Origin of the sequence: Variovorax boronicumulans, from assembly GCF_019352895.1 — a bacterium.
Classification (GTDB): Bacteria; Pseudomonadota; Gammaproteobacteria; order Burkholderiales; family Burkholderiaceae_C; genus Variovorax; species Variovorax boronicumulans_A.
On record NZ_JAAAFX010000004.1, the window covers coordinates 904,917 to 925,161 of the forward strand.

The following is a 20,245-nucleotide window of genomic DNA, read 5'->3' on the forward strand; positions in this document are numbered from 1 at the left end:
GTCTACCCGCCGTCTACCCGCCGTACAGCCACGGCTGATCGAGCAGCTTCGCCCCCAGCAGCCGCATCGCCATGTCGCGGCCGAAGCGCACGGGGCCTGTCGCGTGGAAGACCTCGCCGTTGCGCCGCGCCCTGGCCTGGACCTGTGCATTGCGCCGCCAGCGGGCGTCGGCATAGCGCGCGAAGGCGGCGGGGACCTGCTCGGTGCGCGCGCCGGCCAGCGCCTCGGCCAAGGCCAGCGCGTCCTCGATCGCCATGCCCGCGCCCTGCGCCATGTAGGGCAGCATGGGGTGGGCCGCATCGCCCAGCAGCGCGATGCGCTCGCCGGCCATCTGCTGCGGACCGCTCATGGGCGCGCGGTCGCTGAGCGTCCAGCCACGCCAGGCCGGCGCGGCCTCGAGCAAGGCCTGCAGCGCGGGGCCGCAGCGGCCCGTGGCCTGCTGCAGTGCGGCCAGGCTGGTGGCCTGGTCCCAGTCGCGCGCATCGCCGGTGGGCGCGGACTCGGCCAGCACCACCACATTGAGCGCTTCGCCGCGGCGCACCGGGTAGGCCACCGCATGCAGCCGTGCCCCCAGCCACACGCGCACCTGCGTGCTGCGCAGCGCGGCGGGCAACGCGGCCTGCTCCAGCATCGCCCGCCAGGCCGTGTGGCCGGTGACATGCGGCGGCTCCGAGGCCTCCACCACCTTCGGGCGCACCGTGCTCCAGAGGCCGTCGGCGCCGACCAGCGCATCGCCCTCCCAGGCGCGCGCATCGGCCGTGCCGACCGCCACCGCGTCGTCGCAGACCTCGACCTGGGTGATGCGCGCGTCGGTGTTGAGCACCACCGCGTCGTGCGCGCCTGCGGCACCGTGCAGCAGCGCATGCAGGTCGGCGCGGTGCACGCAGCAGTACGGCGCGCCGTAGCGCCGTTGCATGGCCTCGCCCAGCGGCAGGCGCGCGAGTTCGGCGTCGTCATCGGCCGCGCGCACCACCAGGGCCTCGGGCCGGGCCGCGATGCCGTCGAGCGCGTCGGCCAGGCCCAGCGCCTGCAGCCGGCGGGTGGCGTTGGGGCCGAGTTGGATGCCGGCACCGACCTCGCCGAAGGCCGGCGCCTGCTCGAGCACTTCGATGCGGTGGCCCACACGCGCCAGCGCCAGTGCACCCGCCAGTCCGCCGATGCCGCCGCCCGCGATCAGGAGCTGCAGGGGCATGCCGTCAGGGTGCCGATCGTGGGGTGGCGGCGGGGGCCTTGTCGCCGGGCTTGGCGCAGCTGCCGCAGCTGTCGCACGAACCGCAGCCCGAGCTCTTGGCCAGCGAGGCGGCGAGCGCCTCGGCGCGCTGCGCATCGACCAGCCCGGCCTTGTGCGAGCCGGCCGCCACGCGCGTGGCCGCGGCGCGGCGCCAGGCGGCGGGCATCCAGCGCCAGACCGCGTAAAGCGCGGCGAAGGCGACGATCAATCCGACGATCAGGTTCTGTGTCATGTTGTGCTCAACCCCAGCCCAGTGCGAGCGCGATGCGGTAGGTGACGAAGCAGGCCGCGTAGGCCAGCGCGAACAGGTAGCCTGCCATGATCCAGACGTACTTCCAGGCATTGGTCTCGCGTTTCACCGCGGCCAGTGTGGAAATGCATTGCGGTGCGAACACGTACCAGACCAGCAGCGACAGCGCGGTGGCCAGTGACCAGCTGCCCGCGATCAGCGGCTCGAGCGCCGTGGCCGCGGCATCGCCGGTGGCCGACAGCGCGTACACCGTGCCCAGCGCGCCCACCGCGACCTCGCGCGCCGCCATGCCCGGCACCAGCGCGATCGAGATCTGCCAGTTGAAGCCGATGGGCGCGAAGATGTGTTCGAGCCCGCGGCCGATGATGCCCGCCAGGCTGTACTGGATGGCCGGGCCGGTCGCGCCTTCGGGCGGCGAGGGGAAGGTCGACAGGAACCACAGCAGGATGGTCAGCGTGAGGATGATCGTGCCCACGCGCTGCAGGAAGATCCAGGCGCGCTCCCACAGGCCCAGCGCCAGGTTGCGCAGGTTGGGCCAGCGGTAGGCCGGCAGTTCCATCAGCAGCGGCGAATGCTGCGTGTGGTCGCGAAAGCGCTTCATCACCCAGGCCACGGCCATCGCCGAGACGATGCCGAACACATAGAGCGCGAACAGCACGATGCCCTGCAGGTTGAACACGCCCGCCACCGTGCGCGCCGGGATGAAGGCCGCGATCAAGAGCGCATACACCGGCAGCCGCGCCGAACAGGTCATGAGCGGCGCGATCATGATGGTGGTGAGCCGGTCGCGCCAGTTGCTGATGGTGCGCGTGGCCATCACGCCGGGGATGGCGCAGGCGAAGCTCGACAGCAATGGGATGAAGGAGCGGCCCGACAGGCCGACCGTGCCCATCACGCGGTCGAGCAGGAAGGCGGCGCGCGGCAGGTAGCCCGAATCCTCCAGCGCGAGGATGAACAGGAACAGGATCAGGATCTGCGGCAGGAACACGATCACGCCGCCCACGCCGGCCACGATGCCGTCGACCAGCAGGCTCTGCAGCAGGCCGTCGGGCACCACCGTCTTGACCGCCTCGCCCACCCATTCGGTGGCCGCCTTGATCGCGTCCATCGGCACGTTGGCCCAGCTGAACACCGCCTGGAACATCAGGAACAGCGTGACGGCCAGCACCGCCATGCCCCACAGCGGGTGCAGCACCACGCGGTCGATGCGGTCGCTGGTGGCGAGGCTGCCGACCGGCTCGGTCACGGCCAGGCCGAGGATGCGGCGCACCTCGCGCTGCGTGGCGAGCACGTCGTCGAGCTCGGGCGCGACCCAGGGCGCGGCCACGGCGGCGGCGACCACGGGTGCGTCGAGCGCGGCCAGCAGGTCCTTGGCGCCACCGGTGTGCACGCCCACGGTCTCGATCACCGGCATGCCGAGTTCACGCGAGAGCACGGCCACGTCGACCACGATGCCCTGCTTCCTGGCCATGTCGGTCATGTTGAGCGCCATGACCATCGGCAGGCCCAGCTTCTTGGCCTCCAGCACCAGCCGCAGGTTCAGCCGCAGGTTGGTGGCGTCGGTCACGCTCACCAGCAGGTCGGGCGGCAGTTCCTTGCTGCGGCCCGTGACGACGTCGCGCGTCACGGCCTCGTCGGCCGACAGCGCATTGAGGCTGTAGGCGCCCGGCAGGTCGAGCACGAAGACCCGGCGGCCGGCGGCGGTGAGCAGCACGCCCTCTTTACGCTCGACCGTGACGCCGGCGTAGTTGGCCACCTTCTGGCGGCTGCCGGTCAGCAGGTTGAACAGCGCGGTCTTGCCGCAGTTCGGGTTGCCCAGCAGCGCGACGCGTTCGGGCGGCGCCGCCGCGGGCTTGGCCGCGCCGGGGCGGAAGTCGATGGTCGCTTCAACCATGGTGGGCCGCGCCTCGCGTCACGTGGATGAAGGCCGCCTCGTGGCGGCGCAGCGCGAAGGTGGTGTGGCCGAGCCGCACAGCGATCGGCTCGCGGCCCGGCACGCCGGACGCGACGATGCGCACCGCCTCGCCCGGCACGAAGCCGATCTCGGTGAGGCGCAGCACCAGTTCGCGGTCTTCCGCGCTGTCGGGCCGGGCCACGTCGAGCACCGTGGCCCATTGGTTGTCGGGAAGCTGGTCGAGACGCAGCGCGGTCGGGGCCGGCGCGGCGTCGAGGGGGGTGTTTGGCACGGTGAGAGGCACCCGAGACCCGGGCGCGCCAGTAAGCGAAGGCTCAATGCTAGCAATTCTCACTCGTGAGTGAGCGCCAGGGCGTCAAAACAGGCGCCCACCCATCACGCGACACCCAGCGCGTGCATCACCGCCAGCCATTGCGTGCACTGGCCTTCGCCCTGCGCCTCGAAGACCGCGGCGAAGCGCACCCGCACCAGCTCGGTCACCTCGCGCTCAAGTGCCAGGCCGGCGGCCGTCAGCACCAGCTGATGAATGCGCCGGTTTTCCGGTGCGACCAGCGTCTGCACCAGGCCCGCGCGATGCAGGTCGTTGAGCGGGCGCTGCAGCGCCTGGCGCGACACGCCGATGAAATCGCGCACCTCCGACACGGCACAGCGCGGATGCCGGGCCGTGTGGAACAGGATCTTGTGGTGCGGGCGCCCCATGCGCAGCGTCGCCAGCTTCTCGTCCGCACCCTGCACCACATGACGGAAGGCCACATGGAAGGCCACGATGGCCTCGTCGATCGCATCGCTGGGGACCGGCGCCAGCGCGTGCGGGTCGGCCGGCGGCGCGGCGGTCTTGGGAGGGTGAGGGGTCATCGACAGCAAAAGTGAGTGGCGCAAAGGCGATGCGGGATTGTACTTAGTGCATACATAGTAAACAGTGTTGATATTGACAATGTAATTTATATACTGGCGACGCGCAGCAACTTCACCCACGAGACGGCGCTGCGCCTCGATCGCATCCACACACGGAGACAAGCACATGACAACACTGAGCGAACAAGAGCGCATCGCCCTTCAGCGGGCCTGCATCGTCGAACACATGCGCGGCGAGAACGCCCATGACTGGCCGGCGGTCTACGAGACCTTCATCCGCGACGAGCGCGCCTCGTACGACGTGGTGCCCCTGTCGACGCACTTCGCCGGCTTCGCGGGCGTGGTCGATTTCTACACCGCCTTCGATGCCGCGGTCCCCGACTTCAAGCTGGTCAACACCGCCGAATACGACGTCGCCGGCTGCTCGATCCGCGAGGTCACCGTGACCGGCACTCACCAGGCCGAGTTCTGCGGCGTGCAGCCCACGGGCCAGAAGGTGAAGTTCGAGCTGGCCGCCTTCTACCTTTTCGGCCAGGGCGCAGAGGCCGGCAAGCTGCTGACCGAGCGGGTGTACTTCGACTTGGAGACCGTGCTGCGCCAGATGCGCGGCGAACCCAATGCGCCCACCGGCGTGGGCCTGGCCGAACTTGCGGCCTGAGAACGCCGGCGCCCTCCGCCATCTTCCGCGAGCGAGCTCACACGCTGCGTCGCTCGCCTTCACCTTCCCACCCTTCCAAGGAAATTCATGCAACGACGATCTCTCACCGGCGGTGGCGGCCTGACCCTGAGCGTGCTCGATTCAGGCGCCCGCGCGGGCCTTCCCATCGTCTTCATCCACGGCTTCTCGCAGAGCGCGCTGAGCTGGAAACACCAGCTCGAAAGCGCCCTGGCGGACCGGCATCAATTGGTCGCGCTGGACCTGCGCGGCCACGGCGAGTCGGGCAAGCCGCTCGAGGCCGCGCACTACACCGACAGCGGCCTCTGGGCAGAGGACGTGGCGGCGCTGATCGCCTCGATCGGCGCGCCGCAGGTGCTGCTGGTGGGCTGGTCCTATGGCGGACTGGTGGTGTGCGACTACCTGCGCCGCTTCGGCCAGCAGCAGGTGGCCGGCGTGGCCTTCGTGAGCGCCGTGACCAAAGTCGGCGCGCCCGAGGCGATGGCCCTGCTGGGCCCGAAGCTGACCCGCCACATCCCGGCGCTGTTCAGCCATGACGCTACCGAAGCGGTGCGCACGCTGGGCCAGTTCGTGCGAGATTGCGAGGCCGCGCCCCTGTCCGACAGCGCGTTCTACGAGACCCTGGGATTCAACTGCGCCACGCCGCCGGCGGTGCGCCTGGGCCTGTTCAGCCGCCAGCTCGACAACGACGATGTGCTGGCCTCGCTCCAGCAGCGGCCCGTGATGCTGGTGCACGGCAGCGAAGACGCCATCCTGCTGCCGGCGGGCAGCCAGCACATCAAGGCGCTGCTGCCCGCGGCCAGCCTGCATGCGATCGCCGGCGTGGGCCATGCGCCCTTCCGCGAAGCCCCCGAGGTGTTCAACCGATTGCTGGCGGACTTCGCGGCCACGGTCGGCAGCACGAAGCCCTGAATGCCGCCTGTGCGCGGGCTCAGTTCAAGCCGAGCATGCCACGCAGCTTCGACAGGTCTTCGGCCAGCGTGTTCACGCGACCGGCCAGCAGCTTGCGGTCGCGCTCGGTGAGCTTCGAATAGGTCTCGAAGCCGCCGTCCGCGCTGCGGTACTTGGCCAGCGTGTCGAACACCGTCTTGAAGTTGGCGTCGGTCTTGTCCGAGAAGGTCTTGTTGTCCTTCGCGATCAGCGGGCGCAGCAGCTCGACGATCTTGTAGGCGCCCTCGAAGTTGGCCTGGAAGTCCCACAGGTCGGTGTGGCTGTAGCGGTTTTCCTCGCCCGAGATCTTGGTCGCGGCCACTTCTTCCATCAGCACCGCGGCGCCGCCCACCACCTTCTCGGGCGGGAAGGTCAGGGCCACCAGACGCTTCTGCAACTCGAGCACGTCGGCCAGCAGCTTGTCGGCGGTCTTGTTGACGTCCTTGGTGCTCTTCTGCACCCACAGCGCGTACTCGATGCGGTGGAAGCCGCCGAAGGCCGGGTCCTTCTCGGCCTTCTCGTGGTCGTCGGCGCGCGAGTCGATGGCGCTGTCGAGGTCGCTGAAGAGTTCGGCGATGGGCTCGATCTTCTCGTAGCTGGTGCGCGTCGGCGCATAGAGCTTCTTGGCCCTCTCGATGTCACCGGCCTTCACCGCGGCCGTGAAGGCGCGCGTGTCGGTCGCCAGCTTGCGCACGTTCTCGGCCACGTAGATCTTGTAGTCGGCGATGGGCGCGACCAGTTCGAGCGGTGACACGGCCGCCAGCGAACCGGCGGCATACAGGCCGGCGGCACCGGCAACGAGGGTGGCGAGGAAGCGACGACGGAAGTGCACGGACATGGGTCTCCTTGAAGAATGATGGTGAAAAAACGAGTGAACGACGCGGCCTAGGCCTGCATCAGCGTCCGGCCGAGCCAGTCGCGCGCATCGCGCACGCCGGGCAGCGTGAAGAAGAAGCCACCGCCGATCGGCTTGATGTATTCCTCCAGCGGTTCGCCGTCGAGGCGCTTCTGCACCGCGATGAAACCCTTCTCCAGATCGGCCTGGTAGCAGATGAACAGCAGGCCCATCTCGAGTTGGCCCGACTTGGTGACGCCGTTGGAGTAGTTGAAGGGCCGGCGCAGCATCAGGTTGGCGTCCGACGCACGCGTGCGCGGGTTGGCCAGGCGGATGTGGGCGTCCATCGGCGTGACCTTGCCTTCGGGGTCCTTCGTGTAGTCGGGCACGTCGTGCTCGGTGCGGCCGCCGTCGAGCGGCGCCCCGCTGGGCTTGACGCGGCCCATGATCAGCTCCTGCTCCTGCAGCGGCGTACGGTCCCAGCGCTCGACGAAGTTGCGGATGATGCGCACCGCCTGGTAGGTGCCGTCCACGGCCCAGGCCGGCTCTCCCTTGTCGTCGGGGCCGATCCACACCAGCTTGTCCATCAGCGGCGCATCGCCGCCGTCGGGGTTGGCCGAGCCGTCGCGGAAGCCCAGGAAGTTGCGCGCGCTCTCTGCCGGCTGGCCCGGCACCGCGGGGATGGGCGGCACCGAGCCCTCCTGCTTCCAGTGCAGCACCAGCAGGTCCGGCGTGTTCTTGATGATGTCGCGCAGCGCGTGGATGTTGGTGTCGGGCGTGTTGGCGCAGAACTGCAGCGACAGGTCACCGTGGCACAGCGCCGCGTCGAGCGCGTCGTTGGGATGGCGCTGCATCTGGGTCAGCCGCAGCGGCTTGTGCTTGGCCAGGCCGAAGCGCTCGTCGAACAGCGAATGGCCCACCGACACGGTGATGGTCAGCGCATCGGGCTGCACCACCGGGCCCAGGATGCCGGAGCCCGCGGGCGGCAGCTTGGGGTCGAGGTCGGGCTGGGCGCCGCCCTGGGTCAGGAAGGCGATGCGCGCGGTCAGCGTGCGGAACAGGCGCTCAAGGTCGACGCGGTTCTCGGCCAGCACGAAGAAGGACGCGACCATGCCCGCGGTCGGCCGCGGCGTGACGATGCCGGCCTGGTGGCGGCCGGTGAAAGGCACACGGTCCTGTGTGTGGGTGCTTTGCGGCGCATCGGTCACCTGCGCGCCCGCGCCCGGGCCTTCGGGCGGGCCGGACGGCGCTGGTGCAGCGGCGCGCGCGGCCGACAGGCCGGCCAGCGCGGCACCGGCAGCGCCCAGTCCGCCGAGCATGCGCCGACGCTCGGGCGAAGCAGGTTGAACGGGAGCGGGAATGAGGAGGTTCTTGTCTTTCATGTCGTCGGGCGCTTATTCCAGTCCGAGTGCGGCATTGACCTGGCCGAAGGCATCGGCCAGCGCGCGCACGGGTTCGGCCAGTGCCTTGCGCTGGGTCTCGTCGAGGGGAGCGGGCTTGAAGCCCTCGCCGTCGCGGTAGGGCGAGAGCGCGGCATCGAAGGCGGCGAAGCGCTGGTCGAGGGTCTTCTGCAGTTCGGGCGCCGCCTTGGTCAGCAGCGGCGACAGCAGGTCGGCGATCTTGCGGGTGCCGTCGAAGGTGCCTTGCAGGTTCACCAGTTCGCCGTGCCCGTAATGGTCTTCGCCGCCGGCCGGCAGGTTGTCGGCCACGCGGCGCAGCAGCTTGGCGGCCGAGGCGGCCATGCGCTCGGGCGGAATCGCCAGCGCGCGCAACCGGGCCTTCAGCGCAGTGACGTCGGCCATCAGCTGGTCGGCCACGGGCAGCGCGGCCTGGGTGTCGCTCTTCGCGAACAGCAGGTACTCGATCCGATGGAAGCCGGTGAAGCCCGGATCGGCCTCGCGCTGCTCGAAGTAGTCGGCGCGCGCATTGAGGCGGGTGTCGAGATCGGAGAACAGCTCGGCCATCGGCTCGATGCGTTTGTAGGCCTGGTGCGCGGGCGAATAGAGCGTGCGCGCCTGGGCCAGGTCGCCGGCCTTGAGCGCGTCCACCAGCGCCTGCGTGGCGTCTTCCAGCGTGCCGGCCTCGAGCGCCAGGAACACGCGGTACTCGGCCAGCGCGCCCACGTAGTTGACCAGCGAGGGCCGTGCGGCTTCCGCATCGGACTCGGCCGAGGGCGTGACGTGCAGCTTGCCGCGCGGGTTGCTCAGCAGGCCGCAGGTGATGTCGTAGGTGCCGGGATGCAGCTTGACCGTCATGGTCTGCGAGAAGCCGGGCGCGATGTTCTCGCGCTCCTCGACCACCATCACGCCATCGAGGATCTCCCACTCGAGCGCGCGCTTGGACTGGTTGACGATGGTGAAGGTGGTGCGACCCGCGGGCACCGTGATGTCGTTGGGCTCGCAGGCGTTGCCCTGGATGGTCACCGTGACCGCATGGTCCGAGGCCTTGGGCGGCGCCTTGCGGGCCACGCCCGAGGCGTACCAGAAGGCCGCGAGGCCGGCGACCACCAGCAGTGCGGAAGCGCCGACGGCCACGCGCATCAGCACCGAGGACGAAGAAGAAGAGGAAGAAGGCGAAGGTTCTTTGGGCGAAGGGGAAGACATCGTGATCTCAACGGGCCGCGACAGGGCTCGGCGCCGGCGCGGCCGGTCGGAAGAAAAAGAAGAGCGAGACGACCAGGAAGGCCAGGTAGGCGATCACCTCGCCCACCACGGGTGCCGCCTGGTAGCCCAGCAGGCCCGACAGCACGGCACCGACCGGGCTGTCCATCGGCAGCGCTTCGCTCATGTCGAAGACCACCGTCTGCAGATGGTTCCAGACGCCGCCTTCGTGCAGCTTGCGCAGCACGCCGGCCAGCAGCCCGGCCGCGACCAGCAGGATGAACACGCCGGTGTAGCGGAAGAAGCGCCGCAGGTCGAGCCGCACGCCGCCGGCGTAGAGCCCGTAGCCCAGCACCACCGAGACCGCGATGCCGGCCAGCGCCCCCACGGGCGCTTCCCAGCCGCTGCTCTGCTGGAAGATCGCGAGCAGGAAGAACACCGACTCGAGCCCCTCGCGCGCCACGGCCAGGAAGACCATGCCGATCAAGGCCCAGGCCTGGCCCCCGCCATCGCCCAGGGCACGGTCGATGGATGCATGCAGCTGGCCCTTGATCGAGCGCGCCGCCTTGCGCATCCAGAACACCATCGAGGTCAGCATGACCACGGCGATCAGCCCGACCACGCCTTCGAACAGCTCCTGCTGCTTCTGCGGGAATTCGGCGGCCACCAGTTGCAGGCCGGCGCCCACGAACAGCGACAGGGCCGCGGCGAGCAGCACGCCCACCCAGACCGCTGGCATCAGCTTGCTGCGACCGCTCTGGTGGAGATAACTGGCAACGATGCTGACGATGAGCGCGGCTTCGATGCCTTCGCGCAGCATGATGAGAAAGGGGATGAGCATCGGGATCGAAAAAAGTCGAGCCCCCGCCCGGCACCGGAACGGTGCACGCTGCGCGGGAGACACCCTCCGAGCTTAGCCGATCAAATACGAAAAGTTCTCATTTGATCGGAATGGCCCCATGGGGGCGCAGGGGCACATGGGGTCAGCGGCCTCGGGCCGGATCAAGCGGCAAGCAAAGACGCGATCTGGAGAGCCGGATGCGGTGGCTGTGACTGGCCGCGCGCGCACCGCTCTCTGGAAGCCGAGGAATCGGTGATCGTCTCCGATCAATGCGAGCTCATGATCTTTCTCGTGCTCTATGCCGATGTGCACGTCATAGTCCACGACGGTTCAGCAGTCACCGACCTTCGACGGGATGATTGCCATATCGAGTGGCGTGGTTGGTCGAGCTAGTGCGCCAAGGGCCATCGCCAAAGGCCCCTGTCAAGCGAATCGCGTTACCGCTGTCCACGAGCCCCCGCAGAACGCCGCGAGGCTCAATGCAAAGACGATCATGCTGCTTGTATGCGGCCATCTATGACCACCTCGCGTGCCCGCTGCAGTCAGCGGCGCATCACGAGTCTCGCGAAATAGAAAGAGCTGCGTGAGGTAGGCCAAAACCATCGCCAATCCGCACAGTGCAACGCCGCCCAAAAACCAGGCCATGGGGATTCGCATATCAGGCGCTGCGGCCCCCTTGCCAGCGATATTGCCAAGATAGGCAAGCAAAGCCACGGCTGCGCCACCATTTGCTAGCGCACAGAACTTGAAGCCCTCGACTGAGAGCGTAATCAAGGACTTGTAGGTCTCTGTGTAGTGGGCTGTTTCCGCCATCTGGCACCTTCGTTGGAGGGGACGGCGGATGATAGGTGCTGGCGTCCAGCGCAAGGTTTCTAAGTGGCTTCTGGCGTGGACCAGGCAGACGGGGCGAGTTCTTCAGTGCCACCGCGACAGGCCATTCACCGATGTTCGCAAGAAGAAGATGACGATTTACATCGGCATCCAGCCCAACAAGCTCGGGCCCCCTGCTGGGCAAGGGCCGATTCATATCGTTCTGAAGCCGGCGCCCCGCCTCATCAGGCCGCCAGCAACTGCCGCAACACGAAGGGCAGGATGCCGCCGTGCTTGTAGTAGTCGACCTCGATCGGCGTGTCGATGCGCAGGCGCACCGTGGCCTCCTGGTGGGTGCCGTCGGGGCGGTGCACCACCAGCTTGACGTCCATTTGGGGCTTGAGGTCGCCCTCGATCACCACGTCGATCTTCTCGTGGCCGGTCAGGCCCAGGCTCTGCCACGAATCGGCGCCGCGGAACTGCAACGGCAGCACGCCCATGCCGACCAGGTTGGCGCGGTGGATGCGCTCGAAGCTGCGCGCCACCACGGCCTTGATGCCCAGCAGCTGCGTGCCCTTGGCGGCCCAGTCGCGCGACGAGCCGGTGCCGTACTCCTCGCCGCCGAAGACCACGGTGGGCACTTCCTGCTCGATGTACTTCATCGCGGCGTCGTAGATGAACATCTTCTCGTTGCCGGGCTGGAACAGCGTGAGGCCACCCTCTTCCTGCGTGCCCTTGTCGTCGGGCGGCAGCATGAGGTTCTTGATGCGCACGTTGGCGAAGGTGCCGCGCATCATGATCTCGTGGTTGCCGCGGCGCGAGCCGTAGCTGTTGAAGTCGGCCTTGGGCACGCCGTGCGCCTTGAGCCACACGCCCGCGGGCGAGCTTTCCTTGATCGAGCCGGCCGGCGAGATGTGGTCGGTGGTGATCGAGTCGCCGAACAGCGCCATCACGCGCGCGCCCGAGAAGCCGGGGTTGGTGGCCGCCGGCTTCATCTTGAAGCCCTCGAAGAAGGGCGGCTCGGCGATGTAGGTCGAGGTGGGCCAGTCGTAGACCTGGCCGGTGGTGCCCTTGATGCTGCTCCAGAACTTGCCCGGATCGGTCTTGACCTTGTCGTAGTTCGCGCGGAAGGCCTTGGCGTTCATCGCGAAGCGCAGGTTGGCGTCGATCTCCTGCGGCGTGGGCCAGATGTCGCCCAGGTACACGTCCTTGCCGTGCTTGCCCTTGCCCACGGGCTCGGTCATCAGGTCGACCATCACGTTGCCCGCGATGGCGAAGGCCACCACCAGCGGCGGCGAGGCCAGGAAGTTGGCCTTGAGGTTCGGGTGGATGCGGGCCTCGAAGTTGCGGTTGCCCGAGAGCACCGCGGCCGCCACCAGGTTGTTGTCGGTGATGGCCTCGTTGATCTCGGCCGTCAGGTCTCCGGCGTTGCCGATGCAGGTGGTGCAGCCGTAGCCCGCGAGGTAGAAGCCCAGCTTCTCCAGGTAGGGCAGCAGGCCGGCCTTCTCGAGGTACTCCGTCACGATGCGCGAGCCGGGCGCCAGCGAGGTCTTGACGTGCGGCTTGACCGTGAGGCCGGCTTCCACCGCCTTCTTGGCGAGCAGGCCTGCGGCGAGCATCACGCTCGGGTTCGAGGTGTTGGTACAGGAGGTGATGGCGGCGATCAACACGTCGCCGTTGCCGATGGTGACCGTGCCCTTGGGGGCGATCGGTGCCGTGGCGCTCACATGCGCGGCGGCCTTGGTCGAGCGGTTGGCCACCATCTCGACCACCTGGCGCGGTGCGCCCGGTGCGGGCGCGGGCGCCTCGTTGTCGTCGCCTTGCCCGTTCTTCAGCAGCGGGTAGCGGATCTTGAGCTTGTCGGCCGGCTGGTTGAAGCCGTTGGCGTCGTTGGGCTTGCTGTAGAGCTCGGAGAACTTGGTCGACAGGTGGCCCAGGTCGATGCGGTCCTGCGGGCGCTTGGGGCCGGCCAGGCTGGGCGACACGGTGCCGAGATCGAGGCGCACGACCTTCGTGTAGTCGATGTCGCCGGGGGCCGGCATGCCGAACAGGCCCTGGGCCTTGTAGTAGGCCTCGAACAGCTCGATTTCCTTGTCGGTGCGGCCGGTGCCCTTGAAGTAGGCCACCGTCATCTCGTCGACCGGGAAGAAGCCCATGGTCGCGCCGTACTCGGGCGCCATGTTGCCGATGGTCGCGCGGTCGGGCACGGCGATCGACGCGGCGCCCGGGCCGAAGAATTCGACGAACTTGCCCACCACCTTCTCGGTGCGCAGGATGGCCGTGACGAAGAGCACCAGGTCGGTGGCGGTCACGCCTTCGCGCAGCTTGCCCGTGAGCTCGAAGCCCACCACGTCGGGCGTGAGCATGTAGACGGGCTGGCCCAGCATCGCGGCCTCGGCCTCGATGCCGCCCACGCCCCAACCGACCACGCCGATGCCGTTGATCATGGTGGTGTGGCTGTCGGTGCCGACCAGCGAGTCGGGGTACCAGGTCGGCACCTTGTCGTTGTCGTCGGCCGCCTTGTAGACGCCACGCGCGAAGTACTCGAGGTTCACCTGGTGCACGATGCCGAAGCCCGGCGGCACGACGCCGAAGGTGTCGAAGGCCTGCATGCCCCACTTCATGAACTGGTAGCGCTCGTTGTTGCGCTGGAACTCGAGCTTCATGTTGAGGTCGAGGGCCTTGGGCGTGCCGTAGTAGTCGACCATCACCGAGTGGTCGACCACCAGGTCGACCGGCACCAGCGGCTCGATGGTCTTGGGCGACTTGCCCAGCTGGGCGGCCACGCTGCGCATGGCGGCCAGGTCAGCCAGCAGCGGCACGCCGGTGAAGTCCTGCAGCACCACGCGCGTCACGACGAAGGGAATTTCCTCGGTGCGCTCGGCGTTGGGCTGCCAGTTGGCCAGCTGCTCGACGTTCTCGGCACCGACCTTCTGCCCATCGCAATTGCGCAGCACCGATTCAAGCACGATGCGGATCGAGACCGGCAGGCGCTCGATGCTCGGATATTGCTTGGCCAGTTCCTTCAGCGACCAGTACTTTCCGGACTTGCCCGATGCGGTCTTGAAGGTCTTGAGGGAGGACGCAAAGGCGTGCGCCGGTGCTTTGGCCATGGGGAAACTCCTGTGTGTTCGTGGAAGCTCCTCAAGGATAGCGGGGTTCAATGGCAGCTGTTGTAGTCGGTCTTCCCCGCTGCGGCCTTTCCACGCGCGGCACCCCTTGGGCGGCACCTGCCAGCGCTCGGTCCTCGCCTCCGGATCTCGATTCCCGCGCCCTCACGCCACCGCTGCCTGACTGCGCGACGCGCTCACCGCGCCGTAGCACCGCAAGCGCCGACGGGGCCCTGCCGAAGGCACCGGCGTAGGCGTGCGCAATTTCCATATTCAGACGCACCGAACGTGCGCAAATTTAATAGTTCCGAATTCAAGATTTGAATACAGTCTTTCTCAATTGCAACCATTCGGTGACACACGCCAATTTCGCATTAATCCTTTTTTTGCAAGATCGAATTTCATTCACCGAATTCAGGCCAGGACAACCCATCGACGCCGACCCGAGGATATTCATCCATGCGCAGCGAATAGAAATCAAGGAATCCCAGATCCCCAGCCCGGCGCCGTGCCGCCTCCTGGGGCCAAGCGCGCCACAGCGCGCCGATATCGGCTGCGGCACCCCCTCACCACCGGACCTTCCTCCATGCTCGACAAATCCGAACTCCAGGCGTTTTTCCCCTTGATCGTCACGCCCAGCCACGACGGCAAGTTCTTTCAGAACTACGTCGTATCGATGATGAACTTCACCGTCGAAGCCGAGCGCGCCGGCATGCGGCTGCAGGCGCTGCTCCACCAGGGCGAAAGCCTGGTCACGCGTGCGCGCAACAATTGCGTGGCGCAGTTCCTGGCCAACCCGCAATGGACCCACCTGTTCTGGATCGATGCCGACATCGGCTTTTCGGCCCAGGCCGCTTTCCGGCTGCTGCAGGCCAATTACGACATCGCGGCCGGTGTGTATCCGCTCAAGCGCGAAGACTGGCCGGCCGAGGGCGTGGCCCGGGGCATGACGCGCCAGCAGTTCGACGCCACGTTCACGCGCTACACCATCAACACCGAAGCGTCGGAAGAGACCGCAGAGGTCGACCTCGTCATCCAGCCCGACGGCTTCATGAAAGTGACCGAAGCACCGACAGGGTTCATGGCCATCAAGCGCGCCGTCTTCGAGCGCCTCATGGCCAGCTACCCCGATCTCAGCTATGCGCCCGACGGCATCGGCGATATCGACCGCGGCCTGCACTACCGCTTCTTCGACGTGATGGTCGATCCGAAGACCCGGCGCTACCTGTCGGAAGATTACGGCTTCTGCCGCCTGTGGTCGGGGCTGGGCGAGTCGATCCATGTCGATGCCAACTCCAACCTCTCGCACCAGGGCGCCAAGCTGTACCGCGGCAACCTCGCCGACTCGCTGGTGACCTCGCTGCCCCACGCGGTGGGCGGCCCGCCCGGCGCTGCCATGGTCCTCAGGGGGCAGGAACACTTGGCGCCGAACCTTCCGCCGCCCTGAGCCCGGGCCCAGCGAGAAAGGCCCGGCCCTTCCCGACCCGCGTCGGAAGCGATGCTGGCGCCGCCAGATCGGCGCGGCGATGACCTTCGAGGTCATGGCGGTGGCGCGCGGCGCGCCACAGAATCGGCACCATGACCCCTCCTGCGCAAACCTCGCCCTCCCTCGCCCCCGGCGCCCGCGAGCCCTTCGGCGCGCACCTACGTCATTGGCGCCAGCGCCGGCACCTGAGCCAGCTCGACCTGGCGCACGAGGCCGAAGTCTCGACCCGGCACCTGAGCTATGTCGAGACCGGCCGCGCCGCGCCCAGCCGGGAGATGGTGCTGCGGCTGGCCGAACGGCTGGGCGTGCCGCTGCGCGAGCGCAACGCGCTGCTGGTGGCGGCCGGCTTCGCGCCCATGTACCGCCAGCGCGCGCTCGACGATCCGGCGCTGGCCGCGGCGCGCCAGGCGGTCGAACTGGTGCTCAAGGGCCACGAGCCCTACCCGGCCCTGGCCATCGACCGGCACTGGCAGCTGGTCGCGGCCAACCGCATCGTGCCACTGCTGATGGCCGGCGCCGCACCGGAACTGCTCGAGCTGCCGATCAACGTGCTGCGCCTGAGCCTGCATCCGCAGGGCCTGGCGCCGCGCATCGCCAACCTTGCGCAATGGCGACTGCACCTGCTGGAGCGGCTGCAGCAGCAGGTCGCGGCCACCGGCGACGCCACGCTGCAGGCGCTGCACGACGAACTGGCCGCCTATCCGGTGGCCGACGCCGGCCATGCGGTGCCGCGCGCGGGCGGCGAACTGGCCGGCGTGGTCGTGCCCTTCCAGTTGGCGACACCGGCCGGCGTGCTGAGCTTCATCAGCACCACCACCATCTTCGGCACGCCGGTCGACGTGACGCTGCAGGAGCTCGCGGTCGAGTCCTTCTTCCCGGCCGACGCGGCCACCGCGACTGCGCTGGCCAGCCTGGGCACATGACAGCGGCCGTCGGCGCCGGCCCACACCAACACGCGGCGTTGGTCCCGACCGCGGCATCGACACCCTCCGTATGTTGAAGCGCTTGTAGACAACTCCTCAGGCGCATCACCATGACCACGACCACCGACACCACCAACGACCATCAGAAGCTCTGGGAACTGATCAAGGACACCCGCTTCGGGATGTTCGTGCACCGTCACCACGACGGCATGCTGCACAGCCATCCGCTGACGACCCAGAACAAGCAGCTCGACGAAGGTGCCATGCTCTACTTCTTCGTGCCCAAGGACGGCGAGATCGCGCGCAACCTGCCGGCCGACGACGTGGTGAACGTCGCCTATGCCGACACCGACAAGGACAGCTATGTCTCGGTGTCCGGCCATGCCGCATTGCTCGAAGACCCCGCGAAGAAGGAAGAGCTCTTCACCTCGATGGCCAAGGCGTGGTTCCCCGCCGGCGTGACCGACCCGAACCTGGGCCTGCTCACCGTGCGCATCGGCCACGCCGAATTCTGGGATGTCGACGACAGCAAGATGGTGCAGGTCTTCAAGATGATGAAGGCCGCCGTCACCGGCGAGACGCCGAAGAAGCTGGGCGAGCACAAGACGCTGAACGTCGGCTGATCGCCGCTGCGCCATGCTCGCTCCACGCGCGGACCGGCGACTTCGTTCGCTGCTGGACGCTGCCGATGCACCGCTCGCACTGAGCGAGTTGGTGGACGGCGGCTTCGACCCTCTCCCCTTGCCCGGTGCCGGCCGGACGCTCGAACGCTGGCAGATGCTGGCCGCCGTGGCAGCGCACGACCTGTCGCTGGTGAAGCTGTTCGAAGGCCACACCGACGCCCTCGCCATCCTGGCGGAACTGGGCGCGCCTGCGGCACCGCCCGGCAGCCGCTGGGGCACCTGGTGCGCCGAGCCGCCGGATGCGCGCGTCACGCTGAGCCTGCAACCTGACGGCAGCTGCCATCTCACAGGCACCAAGGCCTGGTGCTCGGGCGCCCACAGCGTCACGCACGCAGTCATCAGCGCGTGGAACGAAGCCGGCGAACCCTGCCTGGCTGCGATCGAACTCGATCAGGCCCGCGTCACCGTGGGCGACCATGGCTGGCAGGCCGCCGGCATGGCCGGCGCGCGTACCGTCGACGTGCACCTCGACGCCGCTGTCGCACACCCGGTGGGCCGGCCGGGCGACTATGTGGCGCGGCCCGGCTTCTGGCACGGAGGCGCGGGCATCGCGGCCTGCTGGTACGGCGGTGCCGCGGGCATTGCCGAAATGACGCGGCAGCGCTGCGGGCCGCGGCCCGATGCGCATCGGCTCGCCCACCTCGGCGCCATCGACGTGGCGCTGGCCGGCGCCGCGGCCGTGCTGCGCGAGACCGCGGCATGGATCGACGCCTGGCCACAAGCCAGCGCCCAGTTGCCGGCGCAGCGCGCACGGCTGGTGGTCGAAGCCGCAGCCACCGCGGTGATGGCGCATGCCGGCCGCGCCCTCGGCGCCGCGCCGCTGTGTCGCGACGCACGCTTTGCGCAGGCCATGGTCGACCTGCCGATCTTCCTGCGCCAGAGCCACGCCGAGCGCGATCTGGCCGCACTCGGCGGTGCGCTGCTTCAGCGTGCGGAGGCGCCATGGCCGCTGTAGCCGACCGTGCGATCGCCGGCCAGGGCACGCCCGAGGCGCAGTGGCTGCCCTGGCTTGCACACCAACCGATGATGGAAATCGACGCCGCTCAGCTCGTGCCGCCGGGCTGTCGCGCCGTGGTCGTCGCACCGCATCCAGACGACGAGGTGCTGGCCGTGGGCGGACTGCTCGCGCAGCTGCGCGCCCTGCAGCGGCCGATGCTGATCGCCGCGGTGACCGACGGCACGGCCAGCCACCCGGCATCGATCGCCTGGCCGCCGCACCGTCTCGCGATCGAACGCCCGCTGGAGAGCCGACGGGCATGGCAGACGCTCGGGCTCGATGTCGACCGGATGACCGAAGTGCGTCGCCTGGGTTTCGACGACGGCGGCCTGATGCGCCAGCGCGGCCCGCTGGCCCGCCAGATCGCCGCACTGCTGCGGCCCAGGGACGTGGTCTTCACCACCTGGCGCCACGACGGCCATCCCGACCACGAGGCCACCGGCCAGGCCTGCGCGGCCGCGGCGGCCTGTGTTGGCGTCCGGTTGATCGAGGTCCCGGTGTGGGCCTGGCACTGGGCGGCGCCGGGGGACGCACGGATGCCCTGGCAGCGTGCGATGCGGCTGGCGCTCGATGCCGGTGCCGCGCGCGCCAAGCGCGAGGCCGTCAACGCCTTCGCCAGCCAGCTCGAGCACGACCCCTCGACCGGCGCCGGCCCGATCCTGCGCGACACCACGGTGCAGCGCGCACAACGTCCTTTCGAGGTGTTCTTCTCATGACCACCGACATGCAGACCCGCCAGGCTGCGAGCCGTCACGACCGCCTTGCCTACTTCGAATCGCTGTACGGCGACAACGACGACCCCTACGGCCAGCGCACCCGCTGGTACGAGGAACGCAAGCGTGCGCTGCTGCTCGCGGCCCTGCCCCATCGGCGTTATGCGAACGCCTACGAACCCGGCTGCGGCGCGGGCGAATTGACGGTGGCCCTGGCGGCGCGCTGCGATCGCGTGCTGGCCAGCGACTTCAGTCCGCAGGCACGGGCTTCTGCGCAGGCGCGCACCGCCGCGCTGCCCAACGTGCGTATCGCAACCCATGCCTTGCCGCAGGATTTTCCCCACGCCGAAGGCCCCTTCGACCTGGTGGTGCTCAGCGAGCTCGGCTACTTCCTGACCGAGGACGCCATGCAGACGCTGGCGCGCTGCTGCGCCGACGCATTGAGCGACGATGGCGTGCTGGTGGCCTGCAACTGGCGCCCCGATTTCGAGGCACGCGTGCTGTCGACCGACACCGTGCACCAGGCCTGCGCCGCCACCGGACTGGCGCGCACCGTGGCCCACACCGAGAGCGACTTCGTGCTCGACGTCTGGTGCCGCGACCCGCGCTCGGTGGCCCAACGGGAAGGCATCCGGTGATCGGCATCGTCGTTCCCGCGCACGACGAGGAAGCGCACATCGCGGCCACCGTGGCCAGCCTGCGCGCCGCGAGCGTCCATCCGGGACTGCAGGGCGAGGCAGTGCAGCTGCTGGTCGTGCTGGACAGCTGCAGCGATGCCACCGGCCCCATTGCACGGTGGCAGGGCGCGCGCACCTTGACCGTGTCGGCGCGCAACGTGGGCCAGGCCCGCGCCGCCGGCGCGCAACAGCTGCTCGCCGAAGGCGCGCGCTGGCTGGCCTTCACCGATGCCGACACCCGCGTGTCACCCGACTGGCTGGTGCGCCAGCTGGAGCTCGGCGCGGACGCGGTCTGCGGCTCGATCGGCGTGGACGACTGGAGCGTGCACGGCCACCATGCCGAATCGCTGCGCGAGCACTTCGCACGCACCTACACCGATGCCGACGGGCATCGCCACATCCATGGCGCCAACCTCGGGGTCTCGGCCGCCGCCTATGTGCGCGCCGGCGGCTTCCGCGCGCTGGCCTGCAGCGAGGATGTGGCACTCGTCGAGGCCCTGCAGGCCTCGGGCGCACGCATCGCCTGGAGTGCCGCGCCACGCGTGTCCACCAGTGCGCGTGCCGATGCGCGGGCGCGCGGCGGCTTCGGCGACACGCTGCTGGCGGTCATTGCAGCCGGGCTGAGCGCGGCCGTGGTGCCGCAGTTGATCACCGACGCGCCGGCCCCATGAAAAAGGCCCGCCGAAGCGGGCCTTGATCTGGCAGGCAGGTGG

General features: G+C 68.7%; 20 protein-coding genes. 9 read left to right on the plus strand and 11 right to left on the minus strand.

Annotated elements, in window-relative coordinates; translation table 11 throughout:
• Positions 1 to 13: 13 nt before the first annotated feature.
• The 5 genes from K0H49_RS05790 to K0H49_RS05810 all read right to left on the minus strand — a co-directional run bounded on the left by K0H49_RS05790 (position 14) and on the right by K0H49_RS05810 (position 4,251).
• Positions 14 to 1,192 (minus strand): FAD-dependent monooxygenase, encoded by a 1,179-nt coding sequence (locus K0H49_RS05790; protein WP_219210177.1) that lies wholly within the window; start codon positions 1,190 to 1,192, stop codon positions 14 to 16.
• 4 nt (positions 1,193 to 1,196) lie between these two features.
• Positions 1,197 to 1,463, minus strand: coding sequence for a DUF6587 family protein (locus tag K0H49_RS05795; protein WP_219210179.1), 267 nt, complete (start codon positions 1,461 to 1,463; stop codon positions 1,197 to 1,199).
• Between the two features lie 7 nt (positions 1,464 to 1,470).
• Positions 1,471 to 3,375, minus strand: coding sequence for a ferrous iron transporter B (gene feoB, locus K0H49_RS05800; RefSeq protein ID WP_219210181.1), 1,905 nt, complete (start codon positions 3,373 to 3,375; stop codon positions 1,471 to 1,473).
• On the minus strand, positions 3,368 to 3,667 hold the full coding sequence (locus K0H49_RS05805; RefSeq protein WP_219210183.1) for a FeoA family protein: 300 nt from the start codon (positions 3,665 to 3,667) through the stop codon (positions 3,368 to 3,370). Before K0H49_RS05805 ends, feoB begins: the two co-directional genes overlap by 8 nt.
• A 104-nt stretch (positions 3,668 to 3,771) precedes the next feature.
• On the minus strand, positions 3,772 to 4,251 hold the full coding sequence (locus tag K0H49_RS05810) for a MarR family winged helix-turn-helix transcriptional regulator (RefSeq protein ID WP_219210185.1): 480 nt from the start codon (positions 4,249 to 4,251) through the stop codon (positions 3,772 to 3,774).
• A 166-nt stretch (positions 4,252 to 4,417) separates the two neighbouring features.
• Here K0H49_RS05810 and K0H49_RS05815 point away from each other — a divergent pair, with 166 nt between their 5' ends.
• The gene (locus K0H49_RS05815) at positions 4,418 to 4,909 is read left to right on the plus strand and encodes an ester cyclase (RefSeq protein ID WP_219210187.1); all 492 of its coding nucleotides are present in this window, start codon (positions 4,418 to 4,420) and stop codon (positions 4,907 to 4,909) included.
• A gap of 87 nt (positions 4,910 to 4,996) precedes the next feature.
• The gene (locus K0H49_RS05820) at positions 4,997 to 5,839 is read left to right on the plus strand and encodes an alpha/beta fold hydrolase (protein ID WP_219210189.1); all 843 of its coding nucleotides are present in this window, start codon (positions 4,997 to 4,999) and stop codon (positions 5,837 to 5,839) included.
• A gap of 19 nt (positions 5,840 to 5,858) precedes the next feature.
• Here K0H49_RS05820 and efeO (K0H49_RS05825) read toward each other — a convergent pair whose 3' ends face one another.
• From efeO (K0H49_RS05825) to K0H49_RS05850, 6 genes are all read right to left on the minus strand, one after another.
• Positions 5,859 to 6,695 carry an iron uptake system protein EfeO gene (efeO, locus tag K0H49_RS05825; protein ID WP_219210191.1) on the minus strand — a complete coding sequence of 279 codons (837 nt, stop codon included), beginning with the start codon at positions 6,693 to 6,695 and terminating at the stop codon, positions 5,859 to 5,861.
• A gap of 47 nt (positions 6,696 to 6,742) precedes the next feature.
• Positions 6,743 to 8,074 (minus strand): iron uptake transporter deferrochelatase/peroxidase subunit, encoded by a 1,332-nt coding sequence (gene efeB, locus K0H49_RS05830; RefSeq protein ID WP_219210193.1) that lies wholly within the window; start codon positions 8,072 to 8,074, stop codon positions 6,743 to 6,745.
• 12 nt (positions 8,075 to 8,086) lie between these two features.
• Positions 8,087 to 9,295, minus strand: coding sequence for an iron uptake system protein EfeO (gene efeO / locus K0H49_RS05835; RefSeq protein ID WP_219210196.1), 1,209 nt, complete (start codon positions 9,293 to 9,295; stop codon positions 8,087 to 8,089).
• Positions 9,296 to 9,302: 7 nt separating this feature from the next.
• Positions 9,303 to 10,133 (minus strand): iron uptake transporter permease EfeU, encoded by an 831-nt coding sequence (gene efeU / locus K0H49_RS05840; protein ID WP_219210198.1) that lies wholly within the window; start codon positions 10,131 to 10,133, stop codon positions 9,303 to 9,305.
• 423 nt (positions 10,134 to 10,556) lie between these two features.
• Positions 10,557 to 10,946 (minus strand): hypothetical protein, encoded by a 390-nt coding sequence (locus tag K0H49_RS05845; protein ID WP_219210200.1) that lies wholly within the window; start codon positions 10,944 to 10,946, stop codon positions 10,557 to 10,559.
• A 242-nt stretch (positions 10,947 to 11,188) separates the two neighbouring features.
• Positions 11,189 to 14,056, minus strand: coding sequence for an aconitate hydratase (locus tag K0H49_RS05850; protein WP_219210201.1), 2,868 nt, complete (start codon positions 14,054 to 14,056; stop codon positions 11,189 to 11,191).
• Positions 14,057 to 14,639: 583 nt separating this feature from the next.
• Here K0H49_RS05850 and K0H49_RS05855 point away from each other — a divergent pair.
• The 7 genes from K0H49_RS05855 to K0H49_RS05885 all read left to right on the plus strand — a co-directional run bounded on the left by K0H49_RS05855 (position 14,640) and on the right by K0H49_RS05885 (position 20,203).
• Complete coding sequence (locus tag K0H49_RS05855) at positions 14,640 to 15,500, plus strand: hypothetical protein (protein WP_219210202.1); 861 nt, start codon at positions 14,640 to 14,642, stop codon at positions 15,498 to 15,500.
• 131 nt (positions 15,501 to 15,631) lie between these two features.
• Positions 15,632 to 16,462, plus strand: coding sequence for a helix-turn-helix domain-containing protein (locus K0H49_RS05860; RefSeq protein WP_219210203.1), 831 nt, complete (start codon positions 15,632 to 15,634; stop codon positions 16,460 to 16,462).
• A gap of 110 nt (positions 16,463 to 16,572) precedes the next feature.
• Positions 16,573 to 17,085, plus strand: coding sequence for a pyridoxamine 5'-phosphate oxidase family protein (locus K0H49_RS05865; protein WP_219210204.1), 513 nt, complete (start codon positions 16,573 to 16,575; stop codon positions 17,083 to 17,085).
• A 13-nt stretch (positions 17,086 to 17,098) separates the two neighbouring features.
• Positions 17,099 to 18,100 (plus strand): acyl-CoA dehydrogenase, encoded by a 1,002-nt coding sequence (locus K0H49_RS05870; protein WP_219210205.1) that lies wholly within the window; start codon positions 17,099 to 17,101, stop codon positions 18,098 to 18,100.
• Positions 18,088 to 18,858, plus strand: a complete 771-nt coding sequence (locus tag K0H49_RS05875; protein WP_219210206.1) for a PIG-L deacetylase family protein — start codon at positions 18,088 to 18,090, stop codon at positions 18,856 to 18,858. Before K0H49_RS05870 ends, K0H49_RS05875 begins: the two co-directional genes overlap by 13 nt.
• On the plus strand, positions 18,855 to 19,493 hold the full coding sequence (locus K0H49_RS05880) for a class I SAM-dependent methyltransferase (protein ID WP_257624599.1): 639 nt from the start codon (positions 18,855 to 18,857) through the stop codon (positions 19,491 to 19,493). Before K0H49_RS05875 ends, K0H49_RS05880 begins: the two co-directional genes overlap by 4 nt.
• Complete coding sequence (locus K0H49_RS05885; RefSeq protein ID WP_219210208.1) at positions 19,490 to 20,203, plus strand: glycosyltransferase; 714 nt, start codon at positions 19,490 to 19,492, stop codon at positions 20,201 to 20,203. Before K0H49_RS05880 ends, K0H49_RS05885 begins: the two co-directional genes overlap by 4 nt.
• Positions 20,204 to 20,245: the final 42 nt, after the last annotated feature.